Below are 13,683 nucleotides of genomic sequence, written 5' to 3'. Positions count from 1 at the left end.
CGTCGTGAGCCTTGCGAGCAAGACTCACCGCGGAATGTCCGCTGGACGCAGTCTTGCGTAGCTGCACCGGGTACCCGGAAAGGTTACGCAAGCAGCAGTCACAGGTGGTGCGGCACTTGAATGAGTGCAGCACCGAATGCGCAGTACCTAACGAAGACGGTAATAAGCATGAATCTTCACGAGTATCAGGGTAAGCAGCTGTTCGCTGAGTACGGCCTGCCAGTATCCACCGGTTACGCGGTAGACACCCCGGAAGCAGCAGCAGAAGCTTGCGACAAAATCGGCGGCAGCGAATGGGTTGTCAAAGCCCAGGTTCACGCCGGTGGTCGCGGTAAAGCGGGCGGCGTAAAGCTGGTTCGCAGCAAAGAAGACGCTAAAGCATTCGCACAGCAGTGGCTGGGCAAGCGTCTGGTGACTTACCAGACTGACGCCAATGGTCAGCCAGTCACCAAGATCCTGGTTGAATCGTGCACTGATATCGCTAAAGAGCTGTACCTGGGCGCTGTCGTTGACCGTTCGAGCCGTCGCATCGTGTTCATGGCTTCCACCGAAGGTGGCGTGGACATCGAGAAAATTGCTCACGACACTCCAGAAAAAATTCTGAAAGCCACTATCGATCCACTGGTTGGCGCTCAGCCATTCCAGGGTCGCGAGCTGGCATTCCAGCTGGGTCTGGAAGGCAAGCAAGTTGCTCAGTTCGCCAAGATCTTCGTAGGTCTGGCCAAGCTGTTCAAGGATCACGACCTGGCTCTGCTGGAAGTGAACCCGCTGGTGATCAAGGCTGACGGCGATCTGCACTGCCTCGATGCCAAGATCAACATCGACGCCAACGCCATGTACCGTCAGCCTAAGCTGAAGACTTTCCACGATCCGTCGCAAGACGATCCGCGCGAAGCGCACGCTGCCAAGTTCGAACTGAACTACGTAGCACTGGAAGGCAACATCGGTTGCATGGTCAACGGTGCTGGCCTGGCCATGGGTACCATGGACATCGTCAACCTGCATGGCGGCAAACCAGCCAACTTCCTCGACGTGGGCGGCGGTGCTACCAAAGAACGCGTTACCGAAGCGTTCAAGATCATCCTGTCCGACACTAACGTCGCTGCAGTACTGGTCAACATCTTCGGCGGCATCGTTCGTTGCGACATGATTGCCGAAGGCATCATCGGCGCTGTGAAAGAAGTCGGCGTGAAAATCCCGGTTGTTGTTCGCCTTGAAGGCAACAACGCTGAGCTGGGCGCTAAAGTACTGGCAGAAAGCGGTTTGAACATCATCGCTGCTACCAGCCTGACCGACGCTGCTCAACAAGTTGTCAAAGCTGCGGAGGGCAAATAATGAGCGTCCTGATCAATAAAGACACCAAAGTTATCTGCCAGGGTATTACCGGTTCGCAAGGTAGTTTCCACACCCAGCAAGCCATCGAATACGGCACCAAGATGGTTGGCGGCGTAACTCCAGGCAAAGGCGGCACCGAGCACCTGGGTCTGCCAGTGTTCAACACCGTGAAAGACGCTGTAGCTGCCACTGGCGCCACCGCCAGTGTGATCTACGTTCCAGCTCCTTTCTGCAAGGACTCCATCCTGGAAGCAGCCTTCGGCGGCATCAAGCTGATCGTTTGCATCACTGAAGGCATTCCTACCCTGGACATGCTGGATGCCAAGGTCAAGTGCGACGAGCTGGGCGTAGTCCTGATCGGTCCTAACTGCCCAGGCGTGATCACTCCAGGCGAATGCAAGATCGGTATCATGCCAGGTCACATTCACTTGCCAGGCAAGGTCGGTATCGTTTCCCGTTCCGGCACCCTGACCTACGAAGCTGTGAAGCAGACTACTGACGCCGGTTTCGGTCAGTCGACTTGCGTCGGCATCGGTGGTGACCCGATCCCGGGTTCGAACTTCATCGACATCCTGAAGCTGTTCCAGGAAGACCCGAAGACCGAAGCGATCGTGATGATCGGCGAGATCGGCGGTTCGGCTGAAGAAGAAGCGGCTGCCTACATCAAGGCACACGTGACCAAGCCGGTTGTTTCCTACATCGCTGGTGTGACTGCTCCTCCGGGCAAGCGCATGGGCCATGCTGGCGCAATCATCTCTGGCGGCAAAGGCACTGCAGACGAGAAATTCGCTGCTCTGCAAGACGCAGGCGTTAAAACCGTGCGTTCGCTGGCAGACATCGGCAAGGCCCTGGCCGAGCTGACCGGTTGGGCCGTCAAGTAAGCCTCGCGCTTAACTGACGCTCCACCAAACAAAGGCCACCTTCGGGTGGCCTTTGTCATTTCCGAAGATCAAAGATCGCAGCCTTCGGCAGCTCCTACAGTTGGAATGCGATCCCATGTAGGAGCTGCCGAAGGCTGCGATCTTTTGATCTTTGCTGTTTTCGATGAAATTTAGATATGTAAACACGACACTGAAATGTCGCGTATCGGATAGTTCGCCCTGTAATAGTGCGTTTGGCGGGCAAATTCGGTAGGCTAGCCGCCATTTTGCGTTTGCGGCCCACAAGGCTGCGGCGCGCTAAACGGGTCAGTCCTATACGGATCGACAGCATTTCCCTCACCCATAAGGGAAATCCCTCTCTAAATTCCGATTCAGTAGTGTGGTATTTCCTTAATGAAAGTGTTGAAAGGCCAGGACATCCTGGCACTGGGCTTCATGACATTTGCCCTGTTCGTCGGGGCTGGCAACATCATCTTCCCGCCTATCGTCGGTTTGCAGTCCGGGCCTAATGTCTGGATGGCGGCGCTGGGTTTTCTGATCACCGCAGTCGGTCTGCCGGTGATCACCGTGGTCGCCCTGGCCAAGGTCGGCGGTGCAATGGATGCCTTGAGCAGCCCGATTGGTAAAATCGCCGGGGGCCTGCTGGCAGCCGCGTGTTACCTCGCTGTCGGCCCATTGTTCGCGACACCGCGCACCGCGACCGTGTCGTTCGAAGTGGGTCTGGCGCCGCTGACTGGCGAGAGCCCGCTGGCGCTGTTTCTCTATAGCTCGGTGTACTTCCTGCTGGTGTTCTTCATCTCGCTCTATCCGGGCCGTCTGCTGGACACCGTAGGACGGTTCCTCGCACCACTGAAGATCATCGCCCTGGCCGTTCTCGGTATAGCAGCGTTCGCGTTGCCGGCCGGTAACATTGGCGTGGCTACCCCTGAATATGTGGCGGCACCGTTCTCCCAGGGCTTCATCAATGGTTACCTGACCATGGATACCCTGGGTGCGCTGGTATTCGGCATTGTCATCGTCAATGCGATCCGCTCCCGTGGCGTGGAATCGCCGGTGTTGATCACCCGTTACGCGATCATCGCCGGGCTGATTGCCGGTGTAGGTCTGGCGCTGGTTTACGTCAGCCTGTTCCGTCTCGGCTCGGGCAGCCATGAAGTGGCCGCCGGTGCCACCAACGGCGCGGCGGTATTGCACGCCTACGTGCAGCACACCTTCGGTTCGCTCGGCAGCGGTTTCCTCGCGGTGCTGATCTCCCTGGCCTGCCTGGTGACTGCGGTCGGTCTGACCTGCGCCTGTGCCGAATACTTCAGCCGTGTGCTGCCACTGTCCTACAAGACGCTGGTGATTATCCTGGCCGCGTTCTCCCTGCTGGTGTCCAACCTGGGCCTCACCAAGCTGATTGCGTTCTCGATTCCGGTACTGACCGCCATCTACCCGCCGTGCATCGCCCTGGTGGCCCTGAGCTTCTGCAAGGACTTCTGGCATGAGCAGGGTCGCATCGTCGGTCCGGTGATGCTGGTGTCGTTCATTTTCGGCATGATCGACGCGCTCAAGGGCGCCGGCCTGGCCGACTGGATGCCGGCTCAACTGGCTCACCTGCCGCTGAGCGAGCAGGGCCTGGCGTGGCTGGTGCCGTCGTTCATGACCCTGGTAGTTGCCGTGGTTTGCGACCGTCTGCTGGGCAAGCGCGAAGAAGCGCTGGCTTAAGTTGCTTCATGGCCCGCCACAAGCGGGTTTGAGCTACAAATGGAAATGCCCCGTATCAATCGATACGGGGCATTTTTTATGGATGCGGTGCAGTGTCTTTTTCCTTGGGCTAACGTCGAAGCACTATCCGAAGGTTTCATCATTGTCTACACATCACAAGGAACTGCATGTCGTTCATCCACGCCAATCTGATCCACATCCTCGCCGCGCTCTGGTTTGTCGTCTGCTGGGGTGGCTACACCCGTTACGCGACATGGAAGGGCCGTGACACCGCATGCCTGGCCAGTGTGCTGCACCTGTACCGCGAAGACTGGATGCGCCGCATGCTGTTGCGCGACAACCGCATCGCCGATGCCAGCGTGATCGGTAACCTGGAGCGCAACGCCTCGTTCTTCGCTTCCAGCACGTTGATTATCCTGGCCGGTATTCTCACGGTGTTGGGGGCGTCCGAAAGAGCCGTGTCGTTGCTGGCGGATATCCCGATGGTGCAACAGGCTTCCCAAGGCATGTCGGAGATCAAGTTGTTGTGCCTGGCGCTGGTGTTTGTCTATGCGTTCTTTACGTTCAGCTGGTGCATGCGTCAGTACAACTTTGCGGCCATTCTCGTGGGTTCGGCGCCAATGATTGGTGAGCGGCATGTGTCCGAGCAAGAGCGTAACGCCTTTGCTTCCCGAGCCGCCCGTGTCATCTCCCTGGCGGCCAACCAGTTCAACTTCGGTCTGCGTTCCTATTACTTCGGCATGAGCATGCTGGCGTGGTTTGTCAGCCCCTGGTTGTTCATGTTGATGAGCGCCGGTGTCGTGTTTGTGTTGTATCGCCGCGAGTTTCACTCCGACGTTCTTGACGTGATGGTCTATACACCTACAGAGGCGCCATTGCCTGAGCTGAACAAAGAGGCGGCTTGATGAGTATTTGCCTGGCAGCGCAGTCTGGTGTGGTTTCTGGATTTAGTGTGTTCGTTGTTGCTGATGATTAGTCCGACTTTTAGAACCGTTTTGCTCTAATGCACCAAGTAACAGGCAAAAGAAAACCCGCACATGGCGGGTTTTCTTTTATCACGCTAAAAACTGTTTTAGTTTTTAGGTGCTTCTGTAGGCGCTGCCGGAGCGGCTGCGTTCGATTCGGTCTGAGCTTTGGCAGCTTCAGCGTTTTCTTTTGCTGCTTCGTTCACTTTATCCTGAGCTTGGCTCATTTTTTCCTGAACTTGCTCGGTTTGTTTGGTGGCATCTTGAGCTTTGTCCTCGGGTTTTTTACCGCAGGCGGCGAGACCGAGGGAAGCGGTCAACATCAAGGCAATAGCTAAAGTCTTACGCATGGGGTGTTTCTCCTGATGGAAAATATCTACTGGCCTTTCGAGCACCGTTATCAGGGTTAAGTTCCTCAATTCACACAGATATATATGTTTGTTTTGCAACGGAACTTTTGCCCGCTAGCCTGCTACTTTGTCCGGACACTAAGAAGAGTTTTATCAAATGGCCGAAAACCCCGTTTTTGAGCGTGCGACGCGATTCCTGTCGGCGTTGCGCCATTGTCAGGTACTCGGCATGCGCGTTCACAGCGCCAGCAGCGAAGGGCTGACGGTGATTCTGCCGTACAGCCCGCGGATCGTCGGTAACCCGCAAACGGGGGTGATTCATGGCGGTGCGCTGACCTCGCTGATGGACACTGCCTGCGGCATGGCCACCCTCTGCGTGCTGCCTGAGTTCGAAGTCTGCCCGACGCTCGACTTGCGCATCGACTACATGCACGCCGCCGAGCCACACAAGGACGTTTACGGCTTCGCCCAATGCTACCGAGTGACTACCGATGTGATTTTTGCGCGCGGTTTTGCCTATCAGGACGACCCCGAACAGCCCATCGCCCACGTGGTGGGCACCTTCATGCGCATGGGTAAGGGCATCAAAGGTACCAAAAACTTTGGCGGTGTCATTGCCGGTGCCATTGTTGGAGTTGCGAAATGACCGACACGTTCAAGGAACAGCTTCAACAGGCCCATGCTCAGGGGGACTACGCCGCGCTGCTGCAGCTGATTCCTTACGCCGAGCTGATCGGCGTCGAATGTTCGCGGGTAGGAGATGAGCTGCTGTTTCGTCTGCCGGCCAACAAGGACAACATTGGTAACCCTTTACTGCCAGCGATTCATGGTGGGGTGATTGCCGGGTTCATGGAGCTCTCGGCAGCGCTGCACCTGTTGATTTTCACCGGCTCGCCCGGTGTGCCGAAGATTATCGACTTTTCCCTCGACTACCTGCGCGCAGGGCAGTTTCGCGATACCTGGGCCCGATGCCAGGTTTGTCGCCAGGGGCGGCGGGTGGCAAACGTGGCGATTACCGCCTGGCAAAGCACCGAAGCCGAGCCCATTGCCACGGCCCGGGCCCACTTCAAAATCGAAGAGCCCTTGAAATCCTGATCTCAGCCCCCAACTCTGAGGACAACCCGCCGCCGACCCTCAAGGTCGCGGCCACTGCCATCTGATTGGAGTTTGATGACCATGAGTGTGGAAACTCAAAAGGAAACCCTGGGCTTCCAGACCGAGGTGAAGCAGCTGCTGCACCTCATGATCCATTCGCTGTATTCCAACAAGGAAATCTTCCTTCGCGAATTGATCTCGAACGCCTCTGACGCTGTCGATAAATTACGTTTTGAAGCGCTGGCCAAGCCTGAATTGCTGGAAGGCGGCGCTGAACTGAAAATCCGTGTGAGCTTCGACAAGGACGCTAAAACCGTCACCCTCGAAGACAACGGCATCGGCATGAGCCGTGAAGATGCGGTCACTCACCTGGGCACCATCGCCAAGTCCGGCACCGCCGATTTCATGAAGCACCTGTCTGGCGATCAGAAAAAAGACTCGCACCTGATCGGTCAGTTCGGTGTCGGTTTCTACTCGGCGTTCATCGTCGCCGATAAAGTTGATGTATTCAGCCGCCGTGCCGGCCTCGCTGCCAGCGAAGGTGTGCACTGGTCGTCCAAGGGCGAAGGCGATTTTGAAGTTGCCACCGTTGATAAAGCCGAGCGCGGCACTCGCATCGTTCTGCACCTGAAGTCCGGTGAAGACGAGTTCGCCGATGGCTGGCGTCTGCGCAACATCATCAAGAAGTACTCCGACCACATCGCTCTGCCGATCGAGTTGCCGAAAGAAGTGGCAGCCGTTGAAGGCGAAGAGAAGCCTGCCGTTGAGTGGGAAACCGTCAACCGCGCCAGCGCCCTGTGGACTCGCCCTCGCACTGAAGTGAAGGACGAGGAATACCAGGAGTTCTACAAGCACGTCGCTCACGATTTCGAAAACCCGCTGAGCTGGAGCCACAACAAGGTCGAAGGCAAGCTCGAGTACACCTCGCTGCTTTATGTGCCGACCCGTGCTCCGTTCGATCTGTACCAGCGTGAAGCGCCGAAAGGCCTGAAACTGTACGTGCAGCGCGTGTTCGTCATGGATCAGGCTGAGTCGTTCCTGCCGCTGTACCTGCGCTTCATCAAAGGCGTGGTTGATTCCAACGACCTGTCGCTGAACGTGTCGCGGGAAATCCTGCAGAAAGACCCGATCATCGACTCCATGAAGTCGGCGCTGACCAAGCGCGTTCTGGACATGCTGGAAAAACTGGCGAAGAACGAGCCTGAGCAATACAAAGGCTTCTGGAAGAACTTCGGTCAGGTCATGAAAGAAGGCCCGGCAGAAGACTTCGCCAACAAAGAAAAAATTGCCGGTCTGCTGCGTTTCGCGTCCACTCAGGGCGACGACGGCGAGCAGGTTGTAGGTCTGGCCGACTACCTGGCCCGTGCCAAGGAAGGTCAGGACAAGATCTACTACCTGACCGGCGAAACCTACGCGCAAGTCAAAAACAGCCCGCACCTGGAAGTCTTCCGCAAGAAAGGCATCGAAGTGCTGCTGCTGACCGACCGTATCGACGAGTGGCTGATGAGCTACCTCAACGACTTCGACGGCAAGAGCTTTGTCGACGTGGCGCGCGGTGACCTGGACCTCGGCAACCTGGATTCGGAAGAAGACAAGAAAGCCGCGGAAGAAGTCGCCAAGTCCAAAGAAGGTCTGGTTGAGCGTCTCAAGACCGCTTTGGGTGAGTCCGTTGCTGAAGTGCGGGTTTCCCACCGCCTGACCGATTCCCCGGCGATTCTGGCCATCGGCGAGCAGGACCTGGGCCTGCAAATGCGTCAGATCCTGGAAGCCAGCGGTCAGAAGGTTCCGGATTCGAAACCGATCTTCGAATTCAACCCGGCTCACCCGCTGATCGAGAAACTCGACAACGAGCAGAGCGACGAGCGCTTCGGCGACCTGTCGCACATTCTGTTCGATCAGGCAGCCCTGGCGGCCGGCGACAGCTTGAAAGACCCGGCCGCTTATGTGCGTCGTCTGAACAAGCTGCTGGTTGAACTGTCGGTTTAACCATGTTGTATAAAAACCCGCTTCGGCGGGTTTTTTCATTCTGGTGCTTTTTTACTGGGAGTCAGTCATGAGCCAAATCACTGTTCGATCCGTCGCCTATCAGATCGACGGCCAATCGTATGAAAGCCGTCTGGCCTTCGATGCCGACCATAAAGGCCCGCGTCCGGGTCTGTTGATGGCGCCGAACTGGATGGGCGTCAGCTTTGGCGCCGAGGAGATTGCCAAATCGGTGGCATCCAAGGGTTATGTGGTGCTGATCGCGGATCTGTACGGGCAATCGGTTCGTCCGCAGAACGGCGACCAGGCAGGCGCGGCGATGATGCCGTTGAAGAATGATCGCGCCTTACTGCGCAAACGCATGCAGGCAGCTTTCGAACAACTGCAAGGGCAGGGCGAGGCGGCGGTCGATACCTCGAAACTGGCGACCTTTGGTTTCTGCTTCGGTGGTTGCTGCGCGCTGGAATTGGCGCGTAGCGGTGCGCCGGTGAGAGCGGCGGTGTCGTTCCACGGCACACTGGATACGCCGAACGTGAACGATGCGAAAAGCATCAAGGGTTCGGTGCTGGTGCTGCATGGCGCTGCCGATCCGTTGGTGCCGAAAGAGCAACTGCCAGCGTTTGAAGCTGAGATGAATGCCGCCGGTGTGGATTGGCAATTGCTGAGCTATGGTGGCGCGGTGCATTCGTTCACCGACCCGCATGCCAACGTGCCGGGCACGATGATGTATGACGCGAAAACCGCGGCTCGCGCGTTCACGTCGATGCATAACTTGCTGGATGAAGTGTTCAAGGGCTGATTGCCCCTCGGATCAAAAGATCGCAGCCTCGTTTCACTCGACAGCTCCTACAGGGGGCGCGTACCTCTGTAGGAGCTGCCGAAGGCTGCGATCTTTTGATGTTTACGCGCTACGGCAACTCAATCCGCTCACTTTCCCCCGGCACCGTCGGCCAATCCCCGGCCGCCCAGCGCCGACGTGCTTCATCAATCAATGCCGGATCGCTGGCCACGAAGTTCCAGTTGATCCGTCGTGGCCCGTCCAGTGGCGCTCCGCCAAACAGCACGGCATGGCAGTCACTCTCGGCGAACAGCGTCATCTCTTCCCCGGCCGGCAGCACTACTAGCGTGTAGGGCTCCAGCAGCTCGCCATCAAGCTGCGCCTCGCCGCTCAACACATACAGCGCCCGTTCTTCATGCTCGGTGGGAATCAGCAGCGTGGTTGCCGTTTGCAGGTTCAATTCGGCATATAGCGTAGGCGAAAGCACCGGGACCGGCGATTCGAGGCAAAAGCCCGTCCCGGCGATCATCCGTATCTTCACTCCAAGGTTTTCGCTGACGGGCAGCGTGGCAGCGGGATGGTGGCTGTAGTGTCCCGGGCCGTGTTCACGGTCCTTGGGCGAAGCCAGCCAGATCTGTAAGCCGTGCATCGTACCGCCGCTGTCCCTCAATGCTTCGGGCGTGCGTTCGACATGAGCAATCCCACTGCCGGCGGTCATCCAGCTGACATCGCCGGCATTCACCACCTGATCGGAACCGAGGCTGTCCTTGTGCTGGATTTGCCCTTCGAACAGGTAGGTGAGGGTGGACAGGCCGATGTGCGGGTGCTGACGGATGTTCATGCCTTTGCCCGGTGGATAACGGGTTTCGAGCATGTGGTCGAAAAACACGAAGGGCCCGACGTTGCGGCATTTGGCTGACGGCAAAGGGCGAAGGATCGGCTGGCCTTCGACATCTTCGGCGCGGGGACGGATCACGAGCGGAGTGTTCATGGTGCATTCCAGGCTGAGCGGGTGACGCAGGGAGCATAACCCGCTTGCGCAGCCGTTGCCGCTATTGGCTGAAGGCGCCTTCGGACAGATGAGTCTCGATGCTGACTTCAGAGGTGGTCATCAGCTTGTGTACCGGGCAGTGGTCGGCCACGCGGTGCAGTTCGTCGCGCTGGGCGTCGGTGAGTACGCCCTTGAGCGTGAGTTTGACGTGCAGGGCATATTTGCCTTTCAGCTCTTCACTGTTGTCTCGCTTGACCTCGACCCCGACGCCGGTCAGTGGAATGCCCTTCTTTTTAGCATACAGTTTCAAGGTCAGGGCCTTGCAGGCACCGAGGGCTGCGTCGAAATAGTCATGGGGTTCAGGCGCCGTGCCTTCGCCACCGCTGGATTTGGGGACATCGGCAAACAGTTCATGGTCATCGATCTGGACGCTGTGACGAAAGCCTTCGGCGGAGACAGTATTGACGGTAACAGTCATGGGAAACCTCGCTGGGATCAGGAAAAAGTCATTCGATCAAAAAAGACCCTGAATTTATAGAGCATTCCTTCACGTTCGCGTTCCACTTTCTTGCCTGACGATTTGGCCACAACATCTGTGGCGAGGGGGCTTGCCCCCGTTGGGTTGCGAAGCGGCCCCAAAACCAGGCAACGCGGCGAATCAGGGAAAACGCGGACACAGGATTTACGACTACTGCGCAGCCGAACGGGGGCAAGCCCCCTCGCCACAGTTCAAAGTTGTTTAAGCACCAGACGAAAAAAAGCCCCGCGTTTGCGGGGCTTTCATGTCGGTCCGGATCAGCTGCCTTTGACCGTCTTGCCGTTGACCGTACCGTCGAGGAGCATGATGTTGTACTCCTTGCCGTCGGTTTCGACCTGTTGCAGACGGACCAGCAGGTAATCCCAATCCTTGGCGAACCACAGCACGGTGATGCGCTTGCTTTGTGTCGGATCGCGCACGCGCTCGACCTTGACCGCATCGATCTGGCCTGCCTTGGTGTCGACTTTCTCCGAACCCAGCACGCGGAAGTCATAGGTATCGACTTCGCCGGCATCGACGACCTGATAGCTCATGCTTTTCTTGCCGGAGGCCACGTCATGCTGCAGCGCCAGCTGATAGGTGGACTTGTCGACCATGCCGCGGTTGAGCGGGAGCTTGACGGCGTCACCGCGATCGGTGCCGGTGACCATTTTGTTGGTCCAGTCGAAATCCAGATCAGCCTTCTTGGCTTTGCCCAGGCCACCGCGTTCGAAGTGGTAGGACTGCGGCAGCAGCGTGTCCTTGTCCAGGGTCAGGGTGCTTTCTTCGGTCAGGCTAGCGATCATCATCGACGCCTTGAAGCTGAGTTTCCAGACGCCGTTGGCTTCCTTGGTCAGGCTGCGTTCGGCGGTGCCGCTCATGGGCAGTTGCTTCCAGTCGGCGGTGTAGCTGGCGGAGAAGGGTTGAAGGTCCGCGGCCTGCGCAAACGGCAGGGCGAGCAGAGCGCAAGCGAAGAGCAGGGCACGACGCATAAAATCTCCTAGGTTCGAATCAAGTGGCCGCTGGCCGCGAGTAACTGTCCGTCCAGTAAAGCACCTTGTTCGCCGAGTGATAAACGGCCTTCGGCAAACCAGCGTACGGCCATCGGGTAGATCAGGTGTTCCTGGGTGTGGACTCGCTGCGCCAGACTCTGCGGCGAATCGTGCAACTCTACCGGTATTACTGCCTGTACGACCAGTGGTCCGCCATCGAGTTCCTCGGTGACGAAGTGCACGGAGCAGCCGTGTTCCGTATCCCCGGCCTCCAGCGCGCGCTGATGAGTGTGTAACCCTTTGTATTTGGGCAACAGCGAGGGATGGATATTGAGCAGGCGACCCTGGTAATGGCGCACGAAGCCAGCGCTGAGAATGCGCATGAAGCCGGCCAGTACCACGAGTTTGGGGTTGAAGGCGTCGATCAGTTCGATCAGCGCGGCATCGAAGGCCTCGCGGCCCTCGAAAGCCTTGTGATCCAGGGTGCGGGTGTCGATACCCGCGTCCCTGGCGCGTTGCAGGCCGTAGGCATCGGCGCGGTTGGAAATCACCGCAGCAATGCGGGCCGGGCTGTCGCCGGTCCGCGTGCTGTCGATCAAGGCCTGCAAGTTACTGCCGGTGCCAGACAGCAGCACCACCACATCACAGGTCTGGGACATTAATGAGCCTTGAGGTTCTTCAGTTCGACCTGGGCCGCGCCTTCGGCAGCGGTGGCGATCTGACCGATAACCCATGGCTGCTCGCCAGCTTCACGCAGGACATTCAGCGCGGTTTCAACGTGTTCTTGAGCCACGCAGATAACCATGCCGACGCCGCAGTTCAGCACGCGGTGCATTTCGGTTTCGTCGACGTTGCCTTTCTCTTGCAGCCAGTCGAACACCGCCGGGCGGGTCCAGCTCGCGACGTCAACCACCGCTTGAGCGCCTTTTGGCAGTACACGCGGGATGTTGTCCAGCAGGCCGCCACCGGTGATGTGGGCCATGGCTTTGACGGCGCCGGTGTCCTTGATCAGCTTGAGCAGCGGCTTCACGTAGATACGGGTCGGAGCCATCAGCAGGTCGGTCAGCGGTTTGCCGTCGAGCTGGATGTTCTCGATGTCGGAACCCGACACTTCGATGATCTTGCGGATCAGCGAGTAGCCGTTGGAGTGCGGGCCGGAAGACGGCAGGGCGAGCAGGGCATCGCCGGCAGCGACTTTCGAACCGTCGATGATTTCGGATTTTTCCACGACGCCGACGCAGAAGCCGGCCAGGTCGTAGTCTTCACCTTCATACATGCCAGGCATTTCAGCGGTTTCGCCGCCGACCAGGGAGCAGCCGGACAGTTCACAGCCGGCGCCGATGCCGGTTACAACCTGAGCAGCGGTGTCGACGTTCAGTTTGCCAGTGGCGTAGTAGTCGAGGAAGAACAACGGCTCAGCGCCGCAGACCACCAGGTCGTTCACGCACATGGCCACCAGGTCGATGCCGATGCTGTCGTGCTTGTTCAGGTTCAGCGCCAGGCGCAGCTTGGTGCCGACGCCGTCAGTACCCGAGACCAGCACCGGTTGTTTGTAACCGGCCGGGATTTCGCAGAGGGCGCCGAAACCGCCCAGGCCGCCCATGACTTCCGGGCGCGCAGTGCGCTTGGCGACGCTCTTGATGCGTTCGACCAATGCTTCACCGGCGTCGATGTCTACACCGGCGTCCTTGTAGCTCAGGGAGGGTTGCTTGCTCATGATCCAGGCCTTTAGGGGGGATTCAGGGGTAACGACCGAGTTCAGCGGGCCTGTCGAAATTGATGAGGCAATTGCCTCACGCGCTATTTCGACACCACCCGGCTGTAGCCGGTCTGCGAAGGCGCGCGATTTTATCAGGCTTGAGGGGCAGCGGCCATCCTCGTGCCGACGGGCAGGGGCATATCGCGTTAAAAAAACTGATATTGCCCGTGTTGGCGGCGTCCCACATGGCTGTATAAGGTACGACGTTAACCGTCTATCGTTATGACAGTGCGAAAACTTACCGCGATCGTGTGAATGTTTTGCTTGGGCGTGTGGTCACAGCCCTGGCTCAATCGTCTTCATGCGGTCTGTTCCAGCCGCTCTTGTCGT

Annotated in this window: 14 protein-coding genes and 1 pseudogene; 9 read left to right on the top strand and 6 right to left on the bottom strand. The window is 58.1% G+C overall.

Annotated features, from left to right (window positions below):
• Positions 1 to 168: 168 nt before the first annotated feature.
• The 5 genes and pseudogenes from sucC to LOY36_RS20115 form a co-directional block, all read left to right on the top strand.
• Positions 169 to 1,335: an ADP-forming succinate--CoA ligase subunit beta gene (sucC, locus tag LOY36_RS20135; protein WP_007919879.1), complete on the top strand. Its 1,167-nt coding sequence runs from the start codon at positions 169 to 171 to the stop codon at positions 1,333 to 1,335.
• Positions 1,335 to 2,216 carry a succinate--CoA ligase subunit alpha gene (gene sucD, locus LOY36_RS20130; protein ID WP_007919877.1) on the top strand — a complete coding sequence of 294 codons (882 nt, stop codon included), beginning with the start codon at positions 1,335 to 1,337 and terminating at the stop codon, positions 2,214 to 2,216. The genes sucC and sucD overlap by 1 nt, the downstream gene beginning before the upstream one ends.
• Positions 2,217 to 2,609: 393 nt before the next feature.
• Positions 2,610 to 3,923, top strand: coding sequence for a branched-chain amino acid transport system II carrier protein (gene brnQ / locus LOY36_RS20125; protein WP_018925111.1), 1,314 nt, complete (start codon positions 2,610 to 2,612; stop codon positions 3,921 to 3,923).
• 167 nt (positions 3,924 to 4,090) lie between these two features.
• Positions 4,091 to 4,828, top strand: a complete 738-nt coding sequence (locus LOY36_RS20120) for a DUF599 domain-containing protein (RefSeq protein ID WP_019648154.1) — start codon at positions 4,091 to 4,093, stop codon at positions 4,826 to 4,828.
• Between the two features lie 9 nt (positions 4,829 to 4,837).
• Positions 4,838 to 4,927: pseudogene (locus tag LOY36_RS20115) on the top strand (MAPEG family protein); the annotation flags it as partial.
• Between the two features lie 68 nt (positions 4,928 to 4,995).
• Here LOY36_RS20115 and LOY36_RS20110 read toward each other — a convergent pair.
• Entirely contained in the window at positions 4,996 to 5,238 is a 243-nt protein-coding gene (locus tag LOY36_RS20110; protein ID WP_258670455.1) for a hypothetical protein, read from the bottom strand.
• A 157-nt stretch (positions 5,239 to 5,395) separates the two neighbouring features.
• Between LOY36_RS20110 and LOY36_RS20105 the strand changes: the two genes are divergently transcribed.
• The 4 genes from LOY36_RS20105 (at position 5,396) to LOY36_RS20090 (ending at position 9,115) form a co-directional block, all read left to right on the top strand.
• Positions 5,396 to 5,884 (top strand): PaaI family thioesterase, encoded by a 489-nt coding sequence (locus LOY36_RS20105; protein WP_258670452.1) that lies wholly within the window; start codon positions 5,396 to 5,398, stop codon positions 5,882 to 5,884.
• A complete protein-coding gene (locus LOY36_RS20100; RefSeq protein ID WP_019579626.1) occupies positions 5,881 to 6,333 on the top strand; it encodes a PaaI family thioesterase in 453 nt (150 codons plus the stop codon). Before LOY36_RS20105 ends, LOY36_RS20100 begins: the two co-directional genes overlap by 4 nt.
• Before the next feature lie 81 nt (positions 6,334 to 6,414).
• Complete coding sequence (gene htpG / locus LOY36_RS20095) at positions 6,415 to 8,319, top strand: molecular chaperone HtpG (protein WP_258670450.1); 1,905 nt, start codon at positions 6,415 to 6,417, stop codon at positions 8,317 to 8,319.
• A 67-nt stretch (positions 8,320 to 8,386) separates the two neighbouring features.
• On the top strand, positions 8,387 to 9,115 hold the full coding sequence (locus tag LOY36_RS20090) for a dienelactone hydrolase family protein (protein ID WP_258670448.1): 729 nt from the start codon (positions 8,387 to 8,389) through the stop codon (positions 9,113 to 9,115).
• 109 nt (positions 9,116 to 9,224) lie between these two features.
• Here the strand turns inward: LOY36_RS20090 and LOY36_RS20085 are convergent, their stop codons facing one another.
• The 5 genes from LOY36_RS20085 to purM form a co-directional block, all read right to left on the bottom strand.
• On the bottom strand, positions 9,225 to 10,085 hold the full coding sequence (locus LOY36_RS20085; protein WP_258670446.1) for a pirin family protein: 861 nt from the start codon (positions 10,083 to 10,085) through the stop codon (positions 9,225 to 9,227).
• Positions 10,086 to 10,146: 61 nt separating this feature from the next.
• Positions 10,147 to 10,563, bottom strand: a complete 417-nt coding sequence (locus LOY36_RS20080) for an OsmC family protein (protein WP_258670444.1) — start codon at positions 10,561 to 10,563, stop codon at positions 10,147 to 10,149.
• A 317-nt stretch (positions 10,564 to 10,880) separates the two neighbouring features.
• On the bottom strand, positions 10,881 to 11,594 hold the full coding sequence (locus tag LOY36_RS20075) for a DUF3108 domain-containing protein (protein ID WP_258670441.1): 714 nt from the start codon (positions 11,592 to 11,594) through the stop codon (positions 10,881 to 10,883).
• An 8-nt stretch (positions 11,595 to 11,602) separates the two neighbouring features.
• Positions 11,603 to 12,253, bottom strand: coding sequence for a phosphoribosylglycinamide formyltransferase (purN, locus tag LOY36_RS20070; protein WP_008013876.1), 651 nt, complete (start codon positions 12,251 to 12,253; stop codon positions 11,603 to 11,605).
• On the bottom strand, positions 12,253 to 13,311 hold the full coding sequence (purM, locus tag LOY36_RS20065; RefSeq protein WP_007936066.1) for a phosphoribosylformylglycinamidine cyclo-ligase: 1,059 nt from the start codon (positions 13,309 to 13,311) through the stop codon (positions 12,253 to 12,255). The genes purN and purM overlap by 1 nt, the downstream gene beginning before the upstream one ends.
• Between the last annotated feature and the right edge of the window lie 372 nt (positions 13,312 to 13,683).

This window comes from Pseudomonas sp. B21-019 (assembly GCF_024749225.1).
Taxonomy (GTDB): Bacteria; Pseudomonadota; Gammaproteobacteria; order Pseudomonadales; family Pseudomonadaceae; genus Aquipseudomonas.
This window is presented reverse-complemented; position numbering and strand designations above follow the sequence as displayed.

Bases quoted from the DNA above. Each gene is read 5' to 3' on its own strand.
- purN (WP_008013876.1), bottom strand. From the start codon at position 12,253: ATGTCCCAGACCTGTGATGTGGTGGTGCTGCTGTCTGGCACCGGCAGT.
- LOY36_RS20080 (WP_258670444.1), bottom strand. From the start codon at position 10,563: ATGACTGTTACCGTCAATACTGTCTCCGCCGAAGGCTTTCGTCACAGC.
- htpG (WP_258670450.1), top strand. From the start codon at position 6,415: ATGAGTGTGGAAACTCAAAAGGAAACCCTGGGCTTCCAGACCGAGGTG.
- LOY36_RS20110 (WP_258670455.1), bottom strand. From the start codon at position 5,238: ATGCGTAAGACTTTAGCTATTGCCTTGATGTTGACCGCTTCCCTCGGT.
- LOY36_RS20075 (WP_258670441.1), bottom strand. From the start codon at position 11,594: ATGCGTCGTGCCCTGCTCTTCGCTTGCGCTCTGCTCGCCCTGCCGTTT.
- LOY36_RS20085 (WP_258670446.1), bottom strand. From the start codon at position 10,085: ATGAACACTCCGCTCGTGATCCGTCCCCGCGCCGAAGATGTCGAAGGC.
- sucC (WP_007919879.1), top strand. From the start codon at position 169: ATGAATCTTCACGAGTATCAGGGTAAGCAGCTGTTCGCTGAGTACGGC.
- LOY36_RS20120 (WP_019648154.1), top strand. From the start codon at position 4,091: ATGTCGTTCATCCACGCCAATCTGATCCACATCCTCGCCGCGCTCTGG.
- LOY36_RS20105 (WP_258670452.1), top strand. From the start codon at position 5,396: ATGGCCGAAAACCCCGTTTTTGAGCGTGCGACGCGATTCCTGTCGGCG.
- LOY36_RS20100 (WP_019579626.1), top strand. From the start codon at position 5,881: ATGACCGACACGTTCAAGGAACAGCTTCAACAGGCCCATGCTCAGGGG.
- sucD (WP_007919877.1), top strand. From the start codon at position 1,335: ATGAGCGTCCTGATCAATAAAGACACCAAAGTTATCTGCCAGGGTATT.
- brnQ (WP_018925111.1), top strand. From the start codon at position 2,610: ATGAAAGTGTTGAAAGGCCAGGACATCCTGGCACTGGGCTTCATGACA.
- purM (WP_007936066.1), bottom strand. From the start codon at position 13,311: ATGAGCAAGCAACCCTCCCTGAGCTACAAGGACGCCGGTGTAGACATC.
- LOY36_RS20090 (WP_258670448.1), top strand. From the start codon at position 8,387: ATGAGCCAAATCACTGTTCGATCCGTCGCCTATCAGATCGACGGCCAA.